We start from the raw sequence: 13,281 nt of genomic DNA, 5'->3' as shown, positions 1-13,281 counted from the left end.
GGGTAGGATAGGCCCATGGCCCGCCTCGAGGTCCCCCGCCCCGCCACCTTTATCAGCCTCACCGGCTTCATGGGGGTGGGGAAAAGCCGCATCGGGCGGGAGCTGGCCCGGGCCCTGATGCTCCACTTCATAGACCTGGACCGCTACATTGAAAGGCACACGGGGCTTTCCATCCCCGACATCTTCCGCCACCTAGGGGAGGAAGCCTTTCGCCGGATGGAGAAGGAGGCGGTGCGGGAGCTGGTGGCGAAGGACTTCCTGATCCTTTCCCTGGGCGGGGGCACCTTCGTGGACCCGGAAAACCGAAGCCTCCTCCTCGCCCGGGGCCCAGTGGTGGCCCTTTGGGCAAGCCCGGAAACCATCCTGGAGCGGGCCACCAGGAAGCCGGGGGAAAGGCCCCTCCTCCAGGTGGAAAACCCCCTGGAGCGCATCCGCACCCTCCTGCAGGCCCGCGCCCCCCTTTACCAAGAGGCCCACGTGCACGTGTCCACCGACCACCGCAAGGTGGAGGAGGTGGTGGAGGAAATCGTGGAGAAACTTTGGGCGTATGCAAAGGCTAAGCGTCCGTAGTCCCGTGCCCTACCCCATCCTCATCGGGGAGGGCGTCTTGGCCGAGGTGGAGCTGGAAGGCCCCCGGGCCCTCCTCTACGACCGCCAGGTGGAGGCCTTCGCCCTGGAGGTGGCGAAGGCCCTCGGGGTGGAGCACCGCCTGGGCCTGGAGGGCGGGGAAGGGGCGAAGACCTTAGGGGTCTATGGCCAAGCCCTCTCCTTCCTGGCGGAAAGGGGGCTTCCCCGGAACACCACCCTCTTGGTGGTGGGTGGGGGCACCCTCACGGACCTCGGGGGGTTCGTGGCCGCCACGTACCTGAGGGGGATCCGCTACCTGGCCTTCCCCACCACCACCTTGGCCGTGGTGGACGCCAGCGTGGGGGGCAAGACGGGGCTTAACCTCCCTGAGGGCAAGAACCTGGTGGGGGCCTTCCACTTCCCCCAAGGGGTCTACGCCGAGCTGAGGGCGCTCAGGACCCTACCCCCTTCCACCTTCAAGGAGGGGCTGGTGGAGGCCTTTAAGCACGGGATCATCGCGGGGGACGAGGCGCTCCTGGAGGTGGAGGACCTCGCCCCGGAAAACCCCCGCCTCGAGGCCTACCTGGCCCGCGCGGTGGCGGTGAAGGTGGCCATCACGGAGAAAGACCCCCTGGAGAAGGGGGAAAGGCGGCTTCTAAACCTGGGGCACACCCTGGGGCACGCCCTCGAGGCCTACACCCGCCACGCCCTGCCCCACGGGGCAGCGGTGGCCTACGGCCTTCTCTTCGCCGCCCACCTGGGCCGGTCCCTGGGGGGCGAGGACCTAACCCCCTTGGGCCTCCGCCTCCTCCGTTGGCTTTCCCCCCCTCCCCTTCCCCCCATCCCCCTGGAGGCCCTCCTCCCCTACCTGGGGCGGGACAAGAAAAAGCTTTCGGAAAGCCTCCACTGGGTGGTACCCCTGGCCTTGGGCAAGCTAAGGGTGCGCCCCATACCGGAAACCGTGGTCCGGGAAGCCTATGCGGCCTGGCAGGAAACGCTAACGGCGCACGGGTTCTTAAAGCCCTAGCCCCACGGGGCGCAACACCCCCCCCTTGGCCTTGCCAAAGTCCAAGGGGAACTCCCCCACCTCCGTCCGCAGGACCACCAGGGCCAAAGCGCAGTCCTCCCCCTCCCACGCCACCCCTTCCCCCGTGGCGAAGGCAAGGGCCCTGGGGTCCTCCGGGGCCAGGGCGAGGCGAGGAAGCCTGGGCCAAGGCAGGGTGGCCCCGAAGGCCAGGGCCAGGGCCTTGGCGGGGCGGAAGCGCCCTTTTTGCGCAAGGCCCAGGTAGAGCCCTGGGGCCGGGGCCTTAAGGCCCGCCAGGGAAGGAAGCCCCTCCGGGAGGAGGTAAAGGTGCCCGGCCCGCTCCAGGATGGGGCCTTCTAGGGACAGCCCCGCCTCTTCCGAAAAAGCGGCGAGCACCCGCCTGGCCTCTTGGGAAAGGGGAGGAACCCGCTCCAGCCTGGGGGTGGCCCAGGCCCCCTCCACCCGGCGGAAGCGGGCGAGGAAGTGGCCTTCGCCCTGAAGGCGGTGGGGCCAGAGCCGGGCGGTCTTGGCGAGCTCAGGGCCACCATCCCCCCACGCCGGCACCCCGGGGGAGAAGAGGGGGTGGAAGCGGGCATCCTCCAGAAGGAAGCCCGGGTGCTCCTTCAGGAAGTGGGCCACCACCCCCTCGTTCTCCTCGGGGGCGAAGGTGCAGGTGGAGTAGACCAAAACCCCTCCCGGCCCCACCAGCCGGGCGGCCTGGGCGAGAAGGGCCTTCTGCACCTCGCTCGCCCGCTTGGGGGCCGAGGGCCCCCAGTGGCGGATGGCCTCGGCGTCCTTGCGGAACATGCCCTCCCCCGAGCAGGGGGCGTCCAGGAGCACCCGGTGAAAGTAGGCACCGAAGGCTTCCGCCAGCGCCCGCGGGGGCGCCTGGACCACCCCCAGGCGGGCCCCCCAGCGCTCCACGTTCTCCAGAAGCCCCCGCACCCGCTTTCCGTCCACCTCGTTGGCGAGGAGGAGCCCTTCTCCCCGCATCCTCGCCGCCAGGTGCGTGGTCTTCCCCCCGGGGGCCGCCGCCAGGTCCAAAACCCTCTCCCCCGGCTTCGGGTCCAAAAGCACCCCCACCGCCTGGGCGCTCGGCTCCTGGATGTAGTAAAGGCCGGCGTAGAAGAAGGGGTGGGGGCCAGGCCGGGCCTCCTCGGGGTAGTAGAAGCCCTCGGGGCACCAGGGGATGGGCCTAAGGGGCCAGGGGGAGATCCTCAGGAAATCCTCGGGGGAAAGCTTAAGGGTGTTCACCCGAAGCCCGTAGGTCCTCTCCCCCTGGGTGAGGGCCCGGAGGAAGGCGGGAAACTCCTCCCCCAAAAGCTCGGCCATGCGGGAGAGGAACGCCTTCGGCAACACCCGTGTACCCTAGCATGGATAAGCCCCTCCCCTCAAGGCCGTAGACTGGTCCCGTGATCCGGGCCGTGGGCGCCGATCTCGTAGAGATTGCCCGGGTGCGGAGGCTCCTTGACCGCCACGGGGAAAGGGCCTTAAAGCGGCTTTTCGCCGAGGAGGAGGTCGCCTACGCCCTCACCCACCAAGACCCCGCCCCAAGCCTCGCCGCCCGCCTGGCCGCCAAGGAGGCCTTTCAGAAGTGTTGGCCCAGGCCCCTTTCCTGGCGGGAGGTTTGGGTGGGGCTAGAGGGGAAGCGGCCCGTGCTCCGGTTTGCCCCGGGCCTCGAGGCCGAACTCCAAAGGGAAGGCCTCCGCGCCCACCTCACCCTAAGCCACGAGCGGGGCATGGCCTTGGCGGTGGTGGTCCTAGAGGTCAAGGCACCAAGCGCAGAATGAGGACGTAGCGGTACATCTCTCCTCGCCCAGCCGCCAAGGCTCCCTGGACCATATTCCATAAAGCCACTACCACGAGCCCCAGGCCCAGCGGCACTGCCAGGATCAAGCCAACCACCGTAATGGCTAGCAGAAACAAGGCAAGACCATACAGGGTATAGCTAATCTGGCCGTTTAAAGCCTCCTTGGCATGAGCCCGCACAAAGGGGGTATTAGGCCCCCAAAGGAGGATGGCCAAGGGCACCAGGATCTGGCCAATGAGAACGAAATAGCCCACCAAAGGCGCCAAGTGCGCCACCGCCGCCCAAGTCCGCTCCGTATCCGCAATAGGGTTGGGTTGTTCCATACGCCCATTCTAAGGGCGATGTGGTAGAAGGCAAGTCCCGGTTATTCCACCTCTTCCCGGATACGGATGGGCCCCTGTTTCTCCGGCCTCAGGCCCACCTTGTCCTGGTAAAAGGCGCGGATCTCGGCGAAGTCCCGCTTGAGGTCCCCCGTGGGGTAAAGGTAGCCCCCAATCCCCACCTCCTTCCGGCGGAAATCGGCATACCCCAGGGCAATGGGCACCCCCGCCTTTAGGGCCATGTAGTAGAAGCCGGTGCGCCAGTAGGGGGCCTTCCCCCGGGTGCCCTCAGGGGTGATGAGGATAGCCAGGTTTTCCCGCTTTAGGACCTCCGCCACCTGGTCCACCAGGTTGCTCCGCCTAGAGCGGTCCACGGGTATCCCCCCCAGGGAACGCAAGAGCCACCCCAAGGGGGGCCGGAAAAGCTCCTTCTTGCCGAGCCACCGGGCCCGAATCCCCAAGGCCCAAAGGGCCAGGATTCCGATGAAGAAATCCCAGTTGGAGGTGTGGGGTGCCCCGATGAGCACGTAGCTCCCCCCTGGGGGCGGGGGCATGTGGTAACGCCACCCAAGAAGCCCAAGTACCCAACCCGCTAACCTTCGCATCTCAAAGAGTATACCCCCTGTGGTAAACTGGAAGAAGGCGGGGTGGGGGCTTCCCACCCCTCTTTCGTGGGGTAAAGATGCACAAAGTCGTCATCGTAGGCCGGCCCAACGTGGGCAAATCCAGCCTTTTCAACCGCCTCCTGGGCAGGCGGAGTGCGGTGGTGGCCGATGTGCCCGGGGTCACCCGCGACCTCAAAGAAGGCGTGGTGGAAACGGAAAAGGGGCGCTTTCTCCTGGTGGACACCGGGGGGCTATGGTCGGGCGACCGCTGGGAGAAGAAGATTCAGGAAAAGGTGGATCGGGCCCTAGAAGACGCCGAGGTGGTCCTCTTCGCCGTGGACGGCCGCGCCGAGCTCACCCCGGCGGACTACGAGGTGGCGGAGTACCTGCGCAAAAAGGGCAGGCCCGTGATCCTGGTGGCCACCAAGGTGGACGACCCCAAGCACGAGGCCTACCTGGGCCCCCTTTACGCCCTCGGCTTCGGCGACCCCATCCCCACCTCCAGCGAGCACGCCCGGGGCCTGGACGACCTCCTGGAGGCCATTTGGCAGAAACTCCCGGTTAAGCAGATTGACACCGAGCCCGAGGTGGCGGCCATCCGCTTGGCCATCGTGGGCCGCCCCAACGCCGGCAAGAGCAGCCTCCTCAACGCCATCCTGGGCGAGGAGCGGGTCATCGTCTCCGAGGAGCCCGGCACCACCCGGGACGCCATAGACGTGGAGTTCTTCTTTGGCGGCAACCGCTTTATCCTGGTGGACACCGCCGGCATCCGTAAGCGCCCGGAAAGCCTGGTGGAAGAACTGGCCATCAAGCGGAGCCTAAGGGCCATTGAGGAGGCGGACGTGGTCCTCCTGGTGATTGACCCCTTCCAGGTGGGGGACCGGGAGCTGAAGCTCGCCAACCACGCCATGGAAAAGGGTAAGCCCACCCTCCTGGTCATCACCAAGTGGGACCTGGTGACCAAGGAGGAGGCCCCCAAGGTGCGCCGGGAACTCAGGGAGAAGCTCGCCCACCTGGAGCACCTGCCCCGGGTGTTCACCTCGGCCTTCACCCGGCAAAACCTGGACAAGATCTTCCGCGAGGCGGTGCGCCTTCACGAGCTCAACCACACCCGCATCCCCACGGCGGAGCTCAACCGTTTCGTGGGCGTCTGGACCACCAAGGTGCAGATGCCCAACTTCAAAGGCAAACCCCTCAAGATCCTCTACGCCACCCAGCCGGAAGTGGCCCCACCCACCTTCGTCTTCTTCGTCAACCACCCCGAGTTCGTCACCCGCGCCTTTGAGAATTACCTAAAGAACCGGATCGGCGAGGACCTGGGGCTTAAGGAAATCCCTTTCCGCCTCATCTTCCGCGGCCGGCGTGGGGAAGAATAAAAACCCGGTGGGCGGCCTAGAGAAAAATCCCAAAGGCAAGGCCGCACCCACGCCACCCTTGTGGCCCCGTGCTCTGCGGTAAAATCCCCCCGTGCCCCCGCTTGCCTTCGCCCTGGAAACCCACCCCGGCCGCAAGCGGCCCAAGAACGAGGACGCCATAGGCCACGCCCTCACCCCCTGGGGGGGTGTGTTCGTGGTGGCGGACGGCATGGGCGGGCACCGCACGGGGGAGGTGGCGGCGAGGCTGGCGGTGGAGAGCATCCTGGAGTACCTAAAGGACAAGGAGCCTTCCCCCAAGGCCCTCCTCGAGGCCTTTGAACGGGCGAACGAGCGCATCTTCCGGGAAGCCCAACGCCCCGAGAACCGGGGCATGGGCACCACCGCCACCTCCTTGGTCCTGGACCTCCCCTACGCCCTCATCGCCCACGTGGGGGACTCCCGGGCCTACCTCCTGCGCCAAGGCGAGCTTACCCTCCTCACGGAGGACCACTCCTGGGTGGCGGAAAGGGTGCGCCAGGGCCTCCTCACCCCCGAGGAGGCCCGCACGCACCGCTGGCGCAACGTGATTACCAACGCCCTGGGCTCCTTCCCCCAGGCCCGGGTGGACCTCCTGGGGCTCAAGCTGGAACCCGGGGATGTCTTTCTCCTTTGCACCGATGGGCTTTCTGGGGTGTTGGACGAGCGCACCCTGCAAGAGGTCCTTAAAACCTTCCCCCCCGAGGAGGCGGCCAAGCGCCTGGTGGCCCTGGCCAACGAGTGGGGCGGGCCCGACAACGTGAGCGCCATCGTGGTGCGGGTGCCGGAGGGGCTTCCGCCAGGCAACCGGCCCTACGCCCTTCCCCTCGAGGCCGCCCGGGGGGCCCCGGTGCGCCTGAAGCTAGGGGAGGAACCCGACGAGCTCCCCACCCAGGTCCTGGAACCGGAAAGGCGCCCCCGCATCGGCTGGCGGGACGTCCTCCTCATCGCCCTTTGGATCCTGGTGGTGGGCTACATCCTCCTGGGCTACTTCAAAGGGCCCTAAACCTGCTAGACTCCTAGGGGTATGGAGCGCACCTTTGTCATGGTCAAACCCGACGGCTTCCGGCGCGGCCTGGTGGGGGAGATCCTCGCCCGGTTTGAGCGCAAGGGCTTCCGCATCGTGGGGCTTAAGGCCCTGCGCATCTCAAAGGAGCTCGCCGAAAGGCACTACGCCGAGCACCGGGAAAAACCCTTCTTTCCCAACTTGGTGAGCTTCATCACCTCAGGACCGGTGGTGGCCATGGTCCTGGAGGGGCCCAACGCCATCGCCGAGGTGCGCAAGATGATGGGGGCCACCCACCCCAAAGACGCCCTCCCCGGCACCATCCGGGGGGACTACGCCACCACCATTGACGAGAACGTGATCCACGGCTCGGCCACCCCGGAGGACGCCGAGCGGGAGATCGCCCTCTTCTTCCGCCCCGAGGAGCTCCTCTAGCCCTCCCCACCCTCCGGCACCTGGGGGAGGCCTGGCGCCCTAAGCCTCTCCCAGGGAAAATCGTCCAAGGGGTAGAAGCGGTCCGCCTGCTGGGCCAAGCGGTGGGAGGAAAGGGCGTGGAAGGTGGTGTTCTCCACCTGCTTGCCCATGTCCTGCACCACCCGCACCACCTCGGCGAAGTCCCCGTCCCCGGAAACCAAAACCGCCACATCGTAAGCGTCGGCGTAGGCCAGGCGCAGGATGTCAATGGCGATCTGGATGTCCACCCCCTTCTCCACGAAGCCATCCGCCCGGCGTTCCAGCCGCCCCAGGCGCACGGCCACGTAGGGCACCCGCTTCAGGTAGTTGAGGAAGCTCTGGTGGGCCTTGGCCGCCGGGTCCTCTGGGGGAAGGGGGGCGTTGTAGTAGTAGGCGCGAAGAAGCCGTCTCCCGGCGGTGAGGAGGGTGATGAACTCCACAAAGTTCAGCCGATAGTCCGAACCCAGGTGCTGCACCAACCCCTTGTAGAGGTTGGAGCCGTCAATAAATATGGCCACCCGTTCCATATCCGGCCCGCCCCTTTCCGGGCACCTTCAGTTTAGCCTGGGGGCGTGAGAAAATTTATAGCCCACCGCTCCATGAGCGGTGGGGGAGGCATACCAGCTTCGGCTTAGCCCTTTCGGGCGGGGCCATCCTATCACAGACCTCCCATGAGCGCAAGATGAGGGGCAAAAATGCTCTCTAGGAGCGCGTTTTCTCCACCTCGGCGTACACGTCGCGGAAGACGCCCGGGATGGGGGCGTGGGGCTTGTGCACCCGCACCCTTACCCCCTCGAGGCGGGGAAAGGCCGCCAAAAGGGCTTCCGCCAGGTGGTCCGCCAGGGCCTCAATGAGGTAGAAGCGGCGGTGGCGCACCACCTCCTCCACCAGGGCATAGACGGCGGCGTAGTCCACGGTCTCCTCCAGCCGGTCCCCCTTGTCCTCAAAGGCCACGGAAAGCCAGAGGTCCACCACAAACCGGGCCCCAAGCCGCCCCTCCTCGGGCATGACGCCGTGGCGGCCATAAAACTCTAGCCCCAAAAGCGCAATGGTCCCCACGCCTCACCCCCAAAGGGCATGCCATACGGCAAGGGCCTCCCGGTGGGCGGCCACGTCGTGCACCCGGAGGATCCTCGCCCCCTTGAGGGCAGCGAAGAGGTGGGCGGCCACGGAGCCGGCCACGCGCCTTTCCGGCACCTCCACCCCCGTGAGTTCCCCGATGGTGCGCTTGCGGGATAGCCCCACCAGCACCGGGTGCCCTAGGGCCACGATCTCCTCCAGGCGCTTTAGGAGGACGAGGTTGTGCTCTAGGAGCTTCCCGAAGCCAAACCCCGGGTCCAGGACCACCTGGGGTACCCCGGCCCCAAGGGCTTTTTCCGCCTGGGCCTTGAGGAAGTCCCGCACCTCCTTCACCACGTCCCCGTAGCGGGCATAGGCCATCATGGCCTTGGGATCGGGCACGGGCATGTGCATGATGACGGCGGGCACCCCAAACCGGGCGGCCAGGGCCACCATGCGCTCGTCCCGAAGGCCCGTCACATCGTTCAGGAGGTGGGCGCCAAGCCTTAGGGCCTCCTCCGCCACCTCGGGCTTGCGGGTGTCCACGCTCACCGGCACCCCCAAGGGCAAGACCGCTTCCAGCACCGGCAGAAGCCTCCTTTTCTCCTCCTCCACGGGCACGGGGTCCGCCCCCGGCCGGGTGGACTCGGCCCCCAGGTCCAAAATGTCCGCCCCCTCGGCCACCATCGCCTCGGCCCGTTTTAGGGCCTTTTCCGGGTCCAGGTAGCGCCCCCCATCGGAAAAGGAGTCAGGGGTCAGGTTGAGGATGCCCATGAGGAGGGGGCGGTCCAGGGAAAGGGCGCGGTCCCGAAGCCAAAGCACGCTTGGATTATAGTGAACGGGAGGTGAACACATGCGGCTCCTGGCAGCGGTGGACCTGGGAGAGGCCCTCGAGGCCCTGGTGGCCACGGCCCGCCACCTGGAAAAGGGGCTTGGGGTGGAAGCCGAGCTTTTGCACGTGGTGCCCACCCCTTACTTTGACGCCCTGGGCCAGCGCTTTCCCGAGCTAAGGGAGGCTTTCGCGGCTACGCTGGCCCAGGTGGAGGCCAGGGTGCGGGAGGCCCTCTCGGCCACGGGGATAAGGGCCAAGGTCCTCCGGGGCTTTCCCGCCCAGGTGGTGGCGGCGGAGGCGCAGAAAAGCCGCTTGGTCCTCCTGGGGCAACGGGGTACGGGGAGCCTCGAGGCCCTGGCCCGGGGCGGCCTGGCCCGCTACCTCCTCCACCGGGGGGAGGTGCCCGTCCTCCTTTTGCCCAAGGCCTTGAGCGAAATCCGGCGCATCGCCGTGGGCCTGGACGAAAGCCCAGCAGCCCTCGCCGCCTTCCGGGTCGCCGAGGCCTGGGGCAAGGCCTTGGGGGCCGAGGTCTTCGCCCTCCACCTGGTGAGCGGCAAGGGGGGGTGTTGCTTCCCCACCTACCTGGACCCGGAAAGGCTTTCCCTAGGGGAGGTGCTAGAGCGGGCCAAGGCCTTTTTGGAAGACCTCCTCAAGGCCTCGGGGGTGGTGGAGGTCTCCCCCGGGGAGGACGAACTGGACCTGGTACGCCTGGCCCAGGCCCGGCAAGCCGACCTCCTGGTTCTGGGCTCCAAGGCCAAAAGCACCTGGCGGCACCGCCTTGGGCGCATGGTGGAGGCGCTCGCTAGCCAAAGCCCCTTGCCCCTTCTGGTGGTACCCGAGGCCACGGTCTGGTAAGGTAAAGCCCATGCGCCACGGGCCAGGGTGGTTCCTCCGCCTCTCCGCTTACTGGTTCGCCACCAGCTTCAAGTGGTTCCTGGTTCTCCTGGTCCTCCTACCCGCCAAGGTGGCGGAGCTTTCCCCTCCCGAGGAGAAGGCGAGCCGCCTGGGCTTCCTCTTCGCCTTGGGGGCGGTGATGGCCATCCTGGGCCCACCCCTCATGGGCTACCTCTCGGACCGCCTGGGGAAAAGGCGGCCCTTTCTCCTTTGGGGAAGCCTCCTCACCGCCTTCGCCCTGGTGCTCCTCGCCCACGCCCCTAGCTACGGGGTGCTCCTCCTCTCCTACCTCCTGCTCCAGGTGGCGGACGATCTGGCCACGGGGCCCTACTCCGCCCTCATCCCCGACCTGGTGGCCAAAGGGGAGCGGGGCCAGGCCTCGGGCTACATGGGGGCGCTCCAGGTCTTGGGCCAGGTCCTGGGGGGTGCCGTGGGCTTCCTCTTGCCCCTGGCGCCCCAGGCCTATGCGGCCGCCCTCCTCAACCTCTTGGGCGCAGGCTTGAGCCTTCCCTTGGTCCCCGAGGCCCTGCCCCACCGCTCCCGGCGCCCCTTCCTCGAGGCCATGGCCGCCCCGTGGCGGGACCGGGACTTCCTCCTCGTCTACCTCACCCGCTTCCTGGTGATGCTGGGCTTCTACCTGGCCCAGACCTACCTCCAGTACTACTTGGCCGACGCGGTGCGGACCTTCCAGGCCCTGGGCCGCACCCTCACGGAAGAACCCTTCCAGGCGGTGGCCCTTCTGGGCCTCCTCATCTCCGTGGGGGCGGGGCTTGCCAGCGTGCCCGCCGGCCGGGCCTCGGACCGGCTTGGCCGGAAGCGCCTCATCTACCTTTCCGGGGCGGGGCTTGGGCTTCTGATGCCCTTTATCCTTCTCTTTCCCCGCTACGACCTACTCCTCGCCCTTTCCCTCCTCTTTGGGCTTTTCTACGGGATCTACCTGGCGGTGGACTGGGCCTTGGTGACGGATGTCCTCCAAGACCCCAAGGCCCACGCCACGGACATGGGCCTCTGGCAGACCTCCATCGTGGTGCCCCAGGTCCTGGCTGGGGCCTTTGGCCGGCCCTTGGACCTCCTGAACACCCGGGAAGAGGGCCTTGGCTACCTGGTCCTTTTCCTGCTGGCCGGGGGCTTCTTCCTCCTCGGGGCCTTCTTGGTGGCCCCCATCCGCCGGGCCCGGTAGGAGGGAGTTGCCTTCAGGACGCATTGACACCCCTTCCCTTCCCGGGTAGGATGGGGCCGGTTTTCTTGGGGGGTAAGAATATGCGCTTTCTCTTGGGTTTATCCCGCGCCATAGACGCCCTTACGGCAGGGGTGGGGCGGCTCGTGGTCTGGCTCGTCCTCCTGGTGGCCCTCCTCTCCGCCGGCAACGCCATCCTGCGCTACGGCTTCAACTACAGCTCCAACGCCTACCTCGAGGCCCAGTGGTACATGTTCAGCCTCATCTTCCTCCTGGGGGGAGCCTACGCCCTCAAGCACAACGCCCACGTGCGGATAGACCTCCTCTTTGGCCGCTTTAGCCGGCGCACCCAGGCCTGGATTGACGTGGTGGGGACGGTGCTCTTCCTCCTGCCCATGGCCCTTGGGGTGCTCTACCTGGCCTGGCCCTGGGCCATGAACTCCCTGGCCATCCGGGAAATGTCCCCCGACGTGGGGGGGTTGCCCCGCTGGCCCATCAAGCTGGCGGTGGTGCTCGGTTTCGCCCTTCTGCTCCTCCAGGGCGTTTCGGAGCTCATCAAGCGCATCGCCTTTCTTACCGGCCACCGCCCCACCCCTTGGGACGAGGTGGAGAAGGAGGTGCTGGAATGAGCCTAGAAACCCTTATGCCCCCTCTGATGTTCCTTGCCCTCGTGGTTTTCCTCCTCTCCGGCTACCCCGTGGCCTTCTCCTTGGGGGCGGTGGGCATCGTTTTCGGCTTTTTGGGCATCGCCCTGGACCTCTTCCCAGCGCCCTTGCTGCGGGCCATGCCCGACCGCATCTTCGGCATCATGTCCAACCAGCTCCTCCTGGCCATCCCCTTCTTCACCTTCATGGGGATTATCCTGGAAAGAAGCGGGCTGGCGGAGGACCTTTTGGACACCATGGGCAAGCTCTTTGGGCCCCTAAGGGGTGGGCTTGCCCTGAGCGTGGTCTTCGTGGGTGCCATCCTGGCCGCCACCACGGGGGTGGTGGCGGCCAGCGTCATGGCCATGGGCCTCATCTCCCTACCCGTGATGCTCAAGTACGGCTATAACCCCCGCCTGGCCAGCGGGGTCATCCTGGGCTCCGCCACCCTGGCCCAGATCATCCCCCGAGCGTGGTCCTCATCGTCCTGGCGGACCAGCTGGGGGTGAGCGTGGGGGATATGTACCGGGCGGCCCTCATCCCCGCCGGGCTCACCGTGGGGCTTTACTTCCTCTACGTCGTCTACGTGGCCCTCTTCCGGCCCCGGTGGGCCCCCGCCCTGCCCCCCGAAGCCCGTCCCGATGCCGGCAAGGAAGGACAGGCGGCCTTCGCCCTCCTCTCCTACCTCTTGGTGGGGGTGGGGGCCTGGCGGGTAGGGGAGTTTTTGCACCTTCCCGGGTGGCTGGAGGGCTTGGAGATTCTCCTGGGCCTAGGGCTTTGGACCCTTTTCCTCCTCCCCTGGATCCGGAAAAACCCCCTCCTCCGCAGGGCCCTCCTTTCCATGGTACCCCCCTTGGTCCTCATCTTCCTGGTCCTGGGCACGGTGCTCATCGGCCTGGCCACCCCCACGGAGGCCGGGGCCATGGGGGTGGTGGGGGCCTTGATCCTCGCCGCCCTAAACCGCAGGCTCTCCTTCCCCGTGCTCTACGGGGCCATGGAGGGCACGGCCCGCCTCACCGCCTTCGTCATCTTCATCCTGATTGGCTCCACCCTCTTCAGCCTGGTCTTCCGGGGCGTGGACGGGGACCTTTGGGTGGAGGGCTTCCTTACAGGGCTTCCGGGGGGTGAGGTGGGCTTCATCCTCTTCGTCATGGTCCTCGTCTTCCTCCTGGGCTTCTTCATTGACTTCTTTGAGATCGCCTTTATCGCCCTGCCCCTCTTGGCCATCGGCGCCGACGCCTTGGGCATAGACAAGCTCTGGTTTGGCCTACTGGTGGGGGTGAACCTCCAGACCTCCTTCCTCACCCCGCCCTTCGGCTTCGCCCTCTTCTACCTAAGGAACGTGGCCCCCAAGGAGGTCAAGACGGCGGACATCTACCTGGGGGGCATCCCCTTCATCGGGCTGCAGCTTCTGGTCCTTCTCCTCACCTACCTCCTGCGCGACCCCATCTTGGCCTTCGTACGAGGCTACTAGAGGCTACTAAAGGAAATCCCCCCGG

The 13,281-nt window shown here is 66.8% G+C and carries 15 protein-coding genes and 1 pseudogene; 10 read left to right on the top strand and 6 right to left on the bottom strand.

Going from position 1 to position 13,281, the window contains the following annotated elements; all coding sequences use genetic code 11:
- Positions 1-15 precede the first annotated feature (15 nt).
- The gene (locus A0O31_RS06005) at positions 16-570 is read left to right on the top strand and encodes a shikimate kinase (protein WP_071677084.1); all 555 of its coding nucleotides are present in this window, start codon (positions 16-18) and stop codon (positions 568-570) included.
- Positions 548-1,594 (top strand): 3-dehydroquinate synthase, encoded by a 1,047-nt coding sequence (locus A0O31_RS06000; RefSeq protein WP_071677083.1) that lies wholly within the window; start codon positions 548-550, stop codon positions 1,592-1,594. Before A0O31_RS06005 ends, A0O31_RS06000 begins: the two co-directional genes overlap by 23 nt.
- On the opposite strand, the gene rsmF is transcribed toward A0O31_RS06000, so the two are convergent.
- Entirely contained in the window at positions 1,583-2,950 is a 1,368-nt protein-coding gene (gene rsmF / locus A0O31_RS05995) for a 16S rRNA (cytosine(1407)-C(5))-methyltransferase RsmF (RefSeq protein WP_071677082.1), read from the bottom strand. The genes A0O31_RS06000 and rsmF overlap by 12 nt on opposite strands.
- A gap of 53 nt (positions 2,951-3,003) precedes the next feature.
- On the opposite strand from rsmF, the gene A0O31_RS05990 reads away from it, so the two are divergent.
- Complete coding sequence (locus tag A0O31_RS05990) at positions 3,004-3,381, top strand: 4'-phosphopantetheinyl transferase superfamily protein (protein WP_071677081.1); 378 nt, start codon at positions 3,004-3,006, stop codon at positions 3,379-3,381.
- On the opposite strand, the gene A0O31_RS05985 is transcribed toward A0O31_RS05990, so the two are convergent.
- Both A0O31_RS05985 and A0O31_RS05980 read right to left on the bottom strand, forming a co-directional pair.
- A complete protein-coding gene (locus A0O31_RS05985; protein WP_071677080.1) occupies positions 3,359-3,724 on the bottom strand; it encodes a DUF4870 domain-containing protein in 366 nt (121 codons plus the stop codon). The two genes, A0O31_RS05990 and A0O31_RS05985, sit on opposite strands and share 23 nt — an antisense overlap.
- A 41-nt stretch (positions 3,725-3,765) precedes the next feature.
- Positions 3,766-4,326 (bottom strand): lysophospholipid acyltransferase family protein, encoded by a 561-nt coding sequence (locus tag A0O31_RS05980; protein WP_071677934.1) that lies wholly within the window; start codon positions 4,324-4,326, stop codon positions 3,766-3,768.
- Between the two features lie 77 nt (positions 4,327-4,403).
- Between A0O31_RS05980 and der the strand changes: the two genes are divergently transcribed.
- From der to ndk, 3 genes are all read left to right on the top strand, one after another.
- On the top strand, positions 4,404-5,702 hold the full coding sequence (der, locus tag A0O31_RS05975; RefSeq protein WP_071677079.1) for a ribosome biogenesis GTPase Der: 1,299 nt from the start codon (positions 4,404-4,406) through the stop codon (positions 5,700-5,702).
- A gap of 91 nt (positions 5,703-5,793) precedes the next feature.
- Positions 5,794-6,723, top strand: a complete 930-nt coding sequence (locus A0O31_RS05970; protein ID WP_071677078.1) for a PP2C family protein-serine/threonine phosphatase — start codon at positions 5,794-5,796, stop codon at positions 6,721-6,723.
- Between the two features lie 21 nt (positions 6,724-6,744).
- Complete coding sequence (gene ndk / locus A0O31_RS05965) at positions 6,745-7,158, top strand: nucleoside-diphosphate kinase (RefSeq protein WP_071677077.1); 414 nt, start codon at positions 6,745-6,747, stop codon at positions 7,156-7,158.
- On the opposite strand, the gene A0O31_RS05960 is transcribed toward ndk, so the two are convergent.
- The 3 genes from A0O31_RS05960 to folP form a co-directional block, all read right to left on the bottom strand.
- A complete protein-coding gene (locus A0O31_RS05960; protein WP_071677076.1) occupies positions 7,155-7,703 on the bottom strand; it encodes a LabA-like NYN domain-containing protein in 549 nt (182 codons plus the stop codon). The genes ndk and A0O31_RS05960 overlap by 4 nt on opposite strands.
- Before the next feature lie 175 nt (positions 7,704-7,878).
- Positions 7,879-8,235 carry a dihydroneopterin aldolase gene (folB, locus tag A0O31_RS05955; RefSeq protein ID WP_071677075.1) on the bottom strand — a complete coding sequence of 119 codons (357 nt, stop codon included), beginning with the start codon at positions 8,233-8,235 and terminating at the stop codon, positions 7,879-7,881.
- A 3-nt stretch (positions 8,236-8,238) separates the two neighbouring features.
- Positions 8,239-9,057 carry a dihydropteroate synthase gene (gene folP / locus A0O31_RS05950; RefSeq protein ID WP_071677074.1) on the bottom strand — a complete coding sequence of 273 codons (819 nt, stop codon included), beginning with the start codon at positions 9,055-9,057 and terminating at the stop codon, positions 8,239-8,241.
- Between the two features lie 31 nt (positions 9,058-9,088).
- On the opposite strand from folP, the gene A0O31_RS05945 reads away from it, so the two are divergent.
- The 4 genes and pseudogenes from A0O31_RS05945 to A0O31_RS05930 all read left to right on the top strand — a co-directional run bounded on the left by A0O31_RS05945 (position 9,089) and on the right by A0O31_RS05930 (position 13,256).
- Positions 9,089-9,922, top strand: a complete 834-nt coding sequence (locus A0O31_RS05945) for a universal stress protein (protein WP_071677073.1) — start codon at positions 9,089-9,091, stop codon at positions 9,920-9,922.
- Positions 9,923-9,932: 10 nt separating this feature from the next.
- Positions 9,933-11,141, top strand: coding sequence for an MFS transporter (locus A0O31_RS05940; RefSeq protein ID WP_071677072.1), 1,209 nt, complete (start codon positions 9,933-9,935; stop codon positions 11,139-11,141).
- An 80-nt stretch (positions 11,142-11,221) separates the two neighbouring features.
- A complete protein-coding gene (locus A0O31_RS05935) occupies positions 11,222-11,767 on the top strand; it encodes a TRAP transporter small permease subunit (protein ID WP_071677071.1) in 546 nt (181 codons plus the stop codon).
- Positions 11,764-13,256 (top strand): annotated as a pseudogene (locus A0O31_RS05930) (TRAP transporter large permease). The gene A0O31_RS05935 and the pseudogene A0O31_RS05930 overlap by 4 nt, the downstream one beginning before the upstream one ends.
- Positions 13,257-13,281 lie beyond the last annotated feature (25 nt).

Source organism: Thermus brockianus, from assembly GCF_001880325.1.
Taxonomy (GTDB): domain Bacteria; phylum Deinococcota; class Deinococci; order Deinococcales; family Thermaceae; genus Thermus; species Thermus brockianus.
Note: the sequence above shows the minus strand (reverse complement) of the source record. Positions and strands in the feature narration are given on the sequence as shown.

What these genes read in the sequence shown, in the direction of transcription:
- A0O31_RS06005 (WP_071677084.1), top strand. Translation starts at nt 16, where the DNA reads ATGGCCCGCCTCGAGGTCCCCCGCCCCGCCACCTTTATCAGCCTCACC.
- A0O31_RS06000 (WP_071677083.1), top strand. Translation starts at nt 548, where the DNA reads ATGCAAAGGCTAAGCGTCCGTAGTCCCGTGCCCTACCCCATCCTCATC.
- A0O31_RS05985 (WP_071677080.1), bottom strand. Translation starts at nt 3,724, where the DNA reads ATGGAACAACCCAACCCTATTGCGGATACGGAGCGGACTTGGGCGGCG.
- A0O31_RS05980 (WP_071677934.1), bottom strand. Translation starts at nt 4,326, where the DNA reads ATGCGAAGGTTAGCGGGTTGGGTACTTGGGCTTCTTGGGTGGCGTTAC.
- der (WP_071677079.1), top strand. Translation starts at nt 4,404, where the DNA reads ATGCACAAAGTCGTCATCGTAGGCCGGCCCAACGTGGGCAAATCCAGC.
- ndk (WP_071677077.1), top strand. Translation starts at nt 6,745, where the DNA reads ATGGAGCGCACCTTTGTCATGGTCAAACCCGACGGCTTCCGGCGCGGC.
- A0O31_RS05960 (WP_071677076.1), bottom strand. Translation starts at nt 7,703, where the DNA reads ATGGAACGGGTGGCCATATTTATTGACGGCTCCAACCTCTACAAGGGG.
- A0O31_RS05945 (WP_071677073.1), top strand. Translation starts at nt 9,089, where the DNA reads ATGCGGCTCCTGGCAGCGGTGGACCTGGGAGAGGCCCTCGAGGCCCTG.
- A0O31_RS05940 (WP_071677072.1), top strand. Translation starts at nt 9,933, where the DNA reads ATGCGCCACGGGCCAGGGTGGTTCCTCCGCCTCTCCGCTTACTGGTTC.
- A0O31_RS05935 (WP_071677071.1), top strand. Translation starts at nt 11,222, where the DNA reads ATGCGCTTTCTCTTGGGTTTATCCCGCGCCATAGACGCCCTTACGGCA.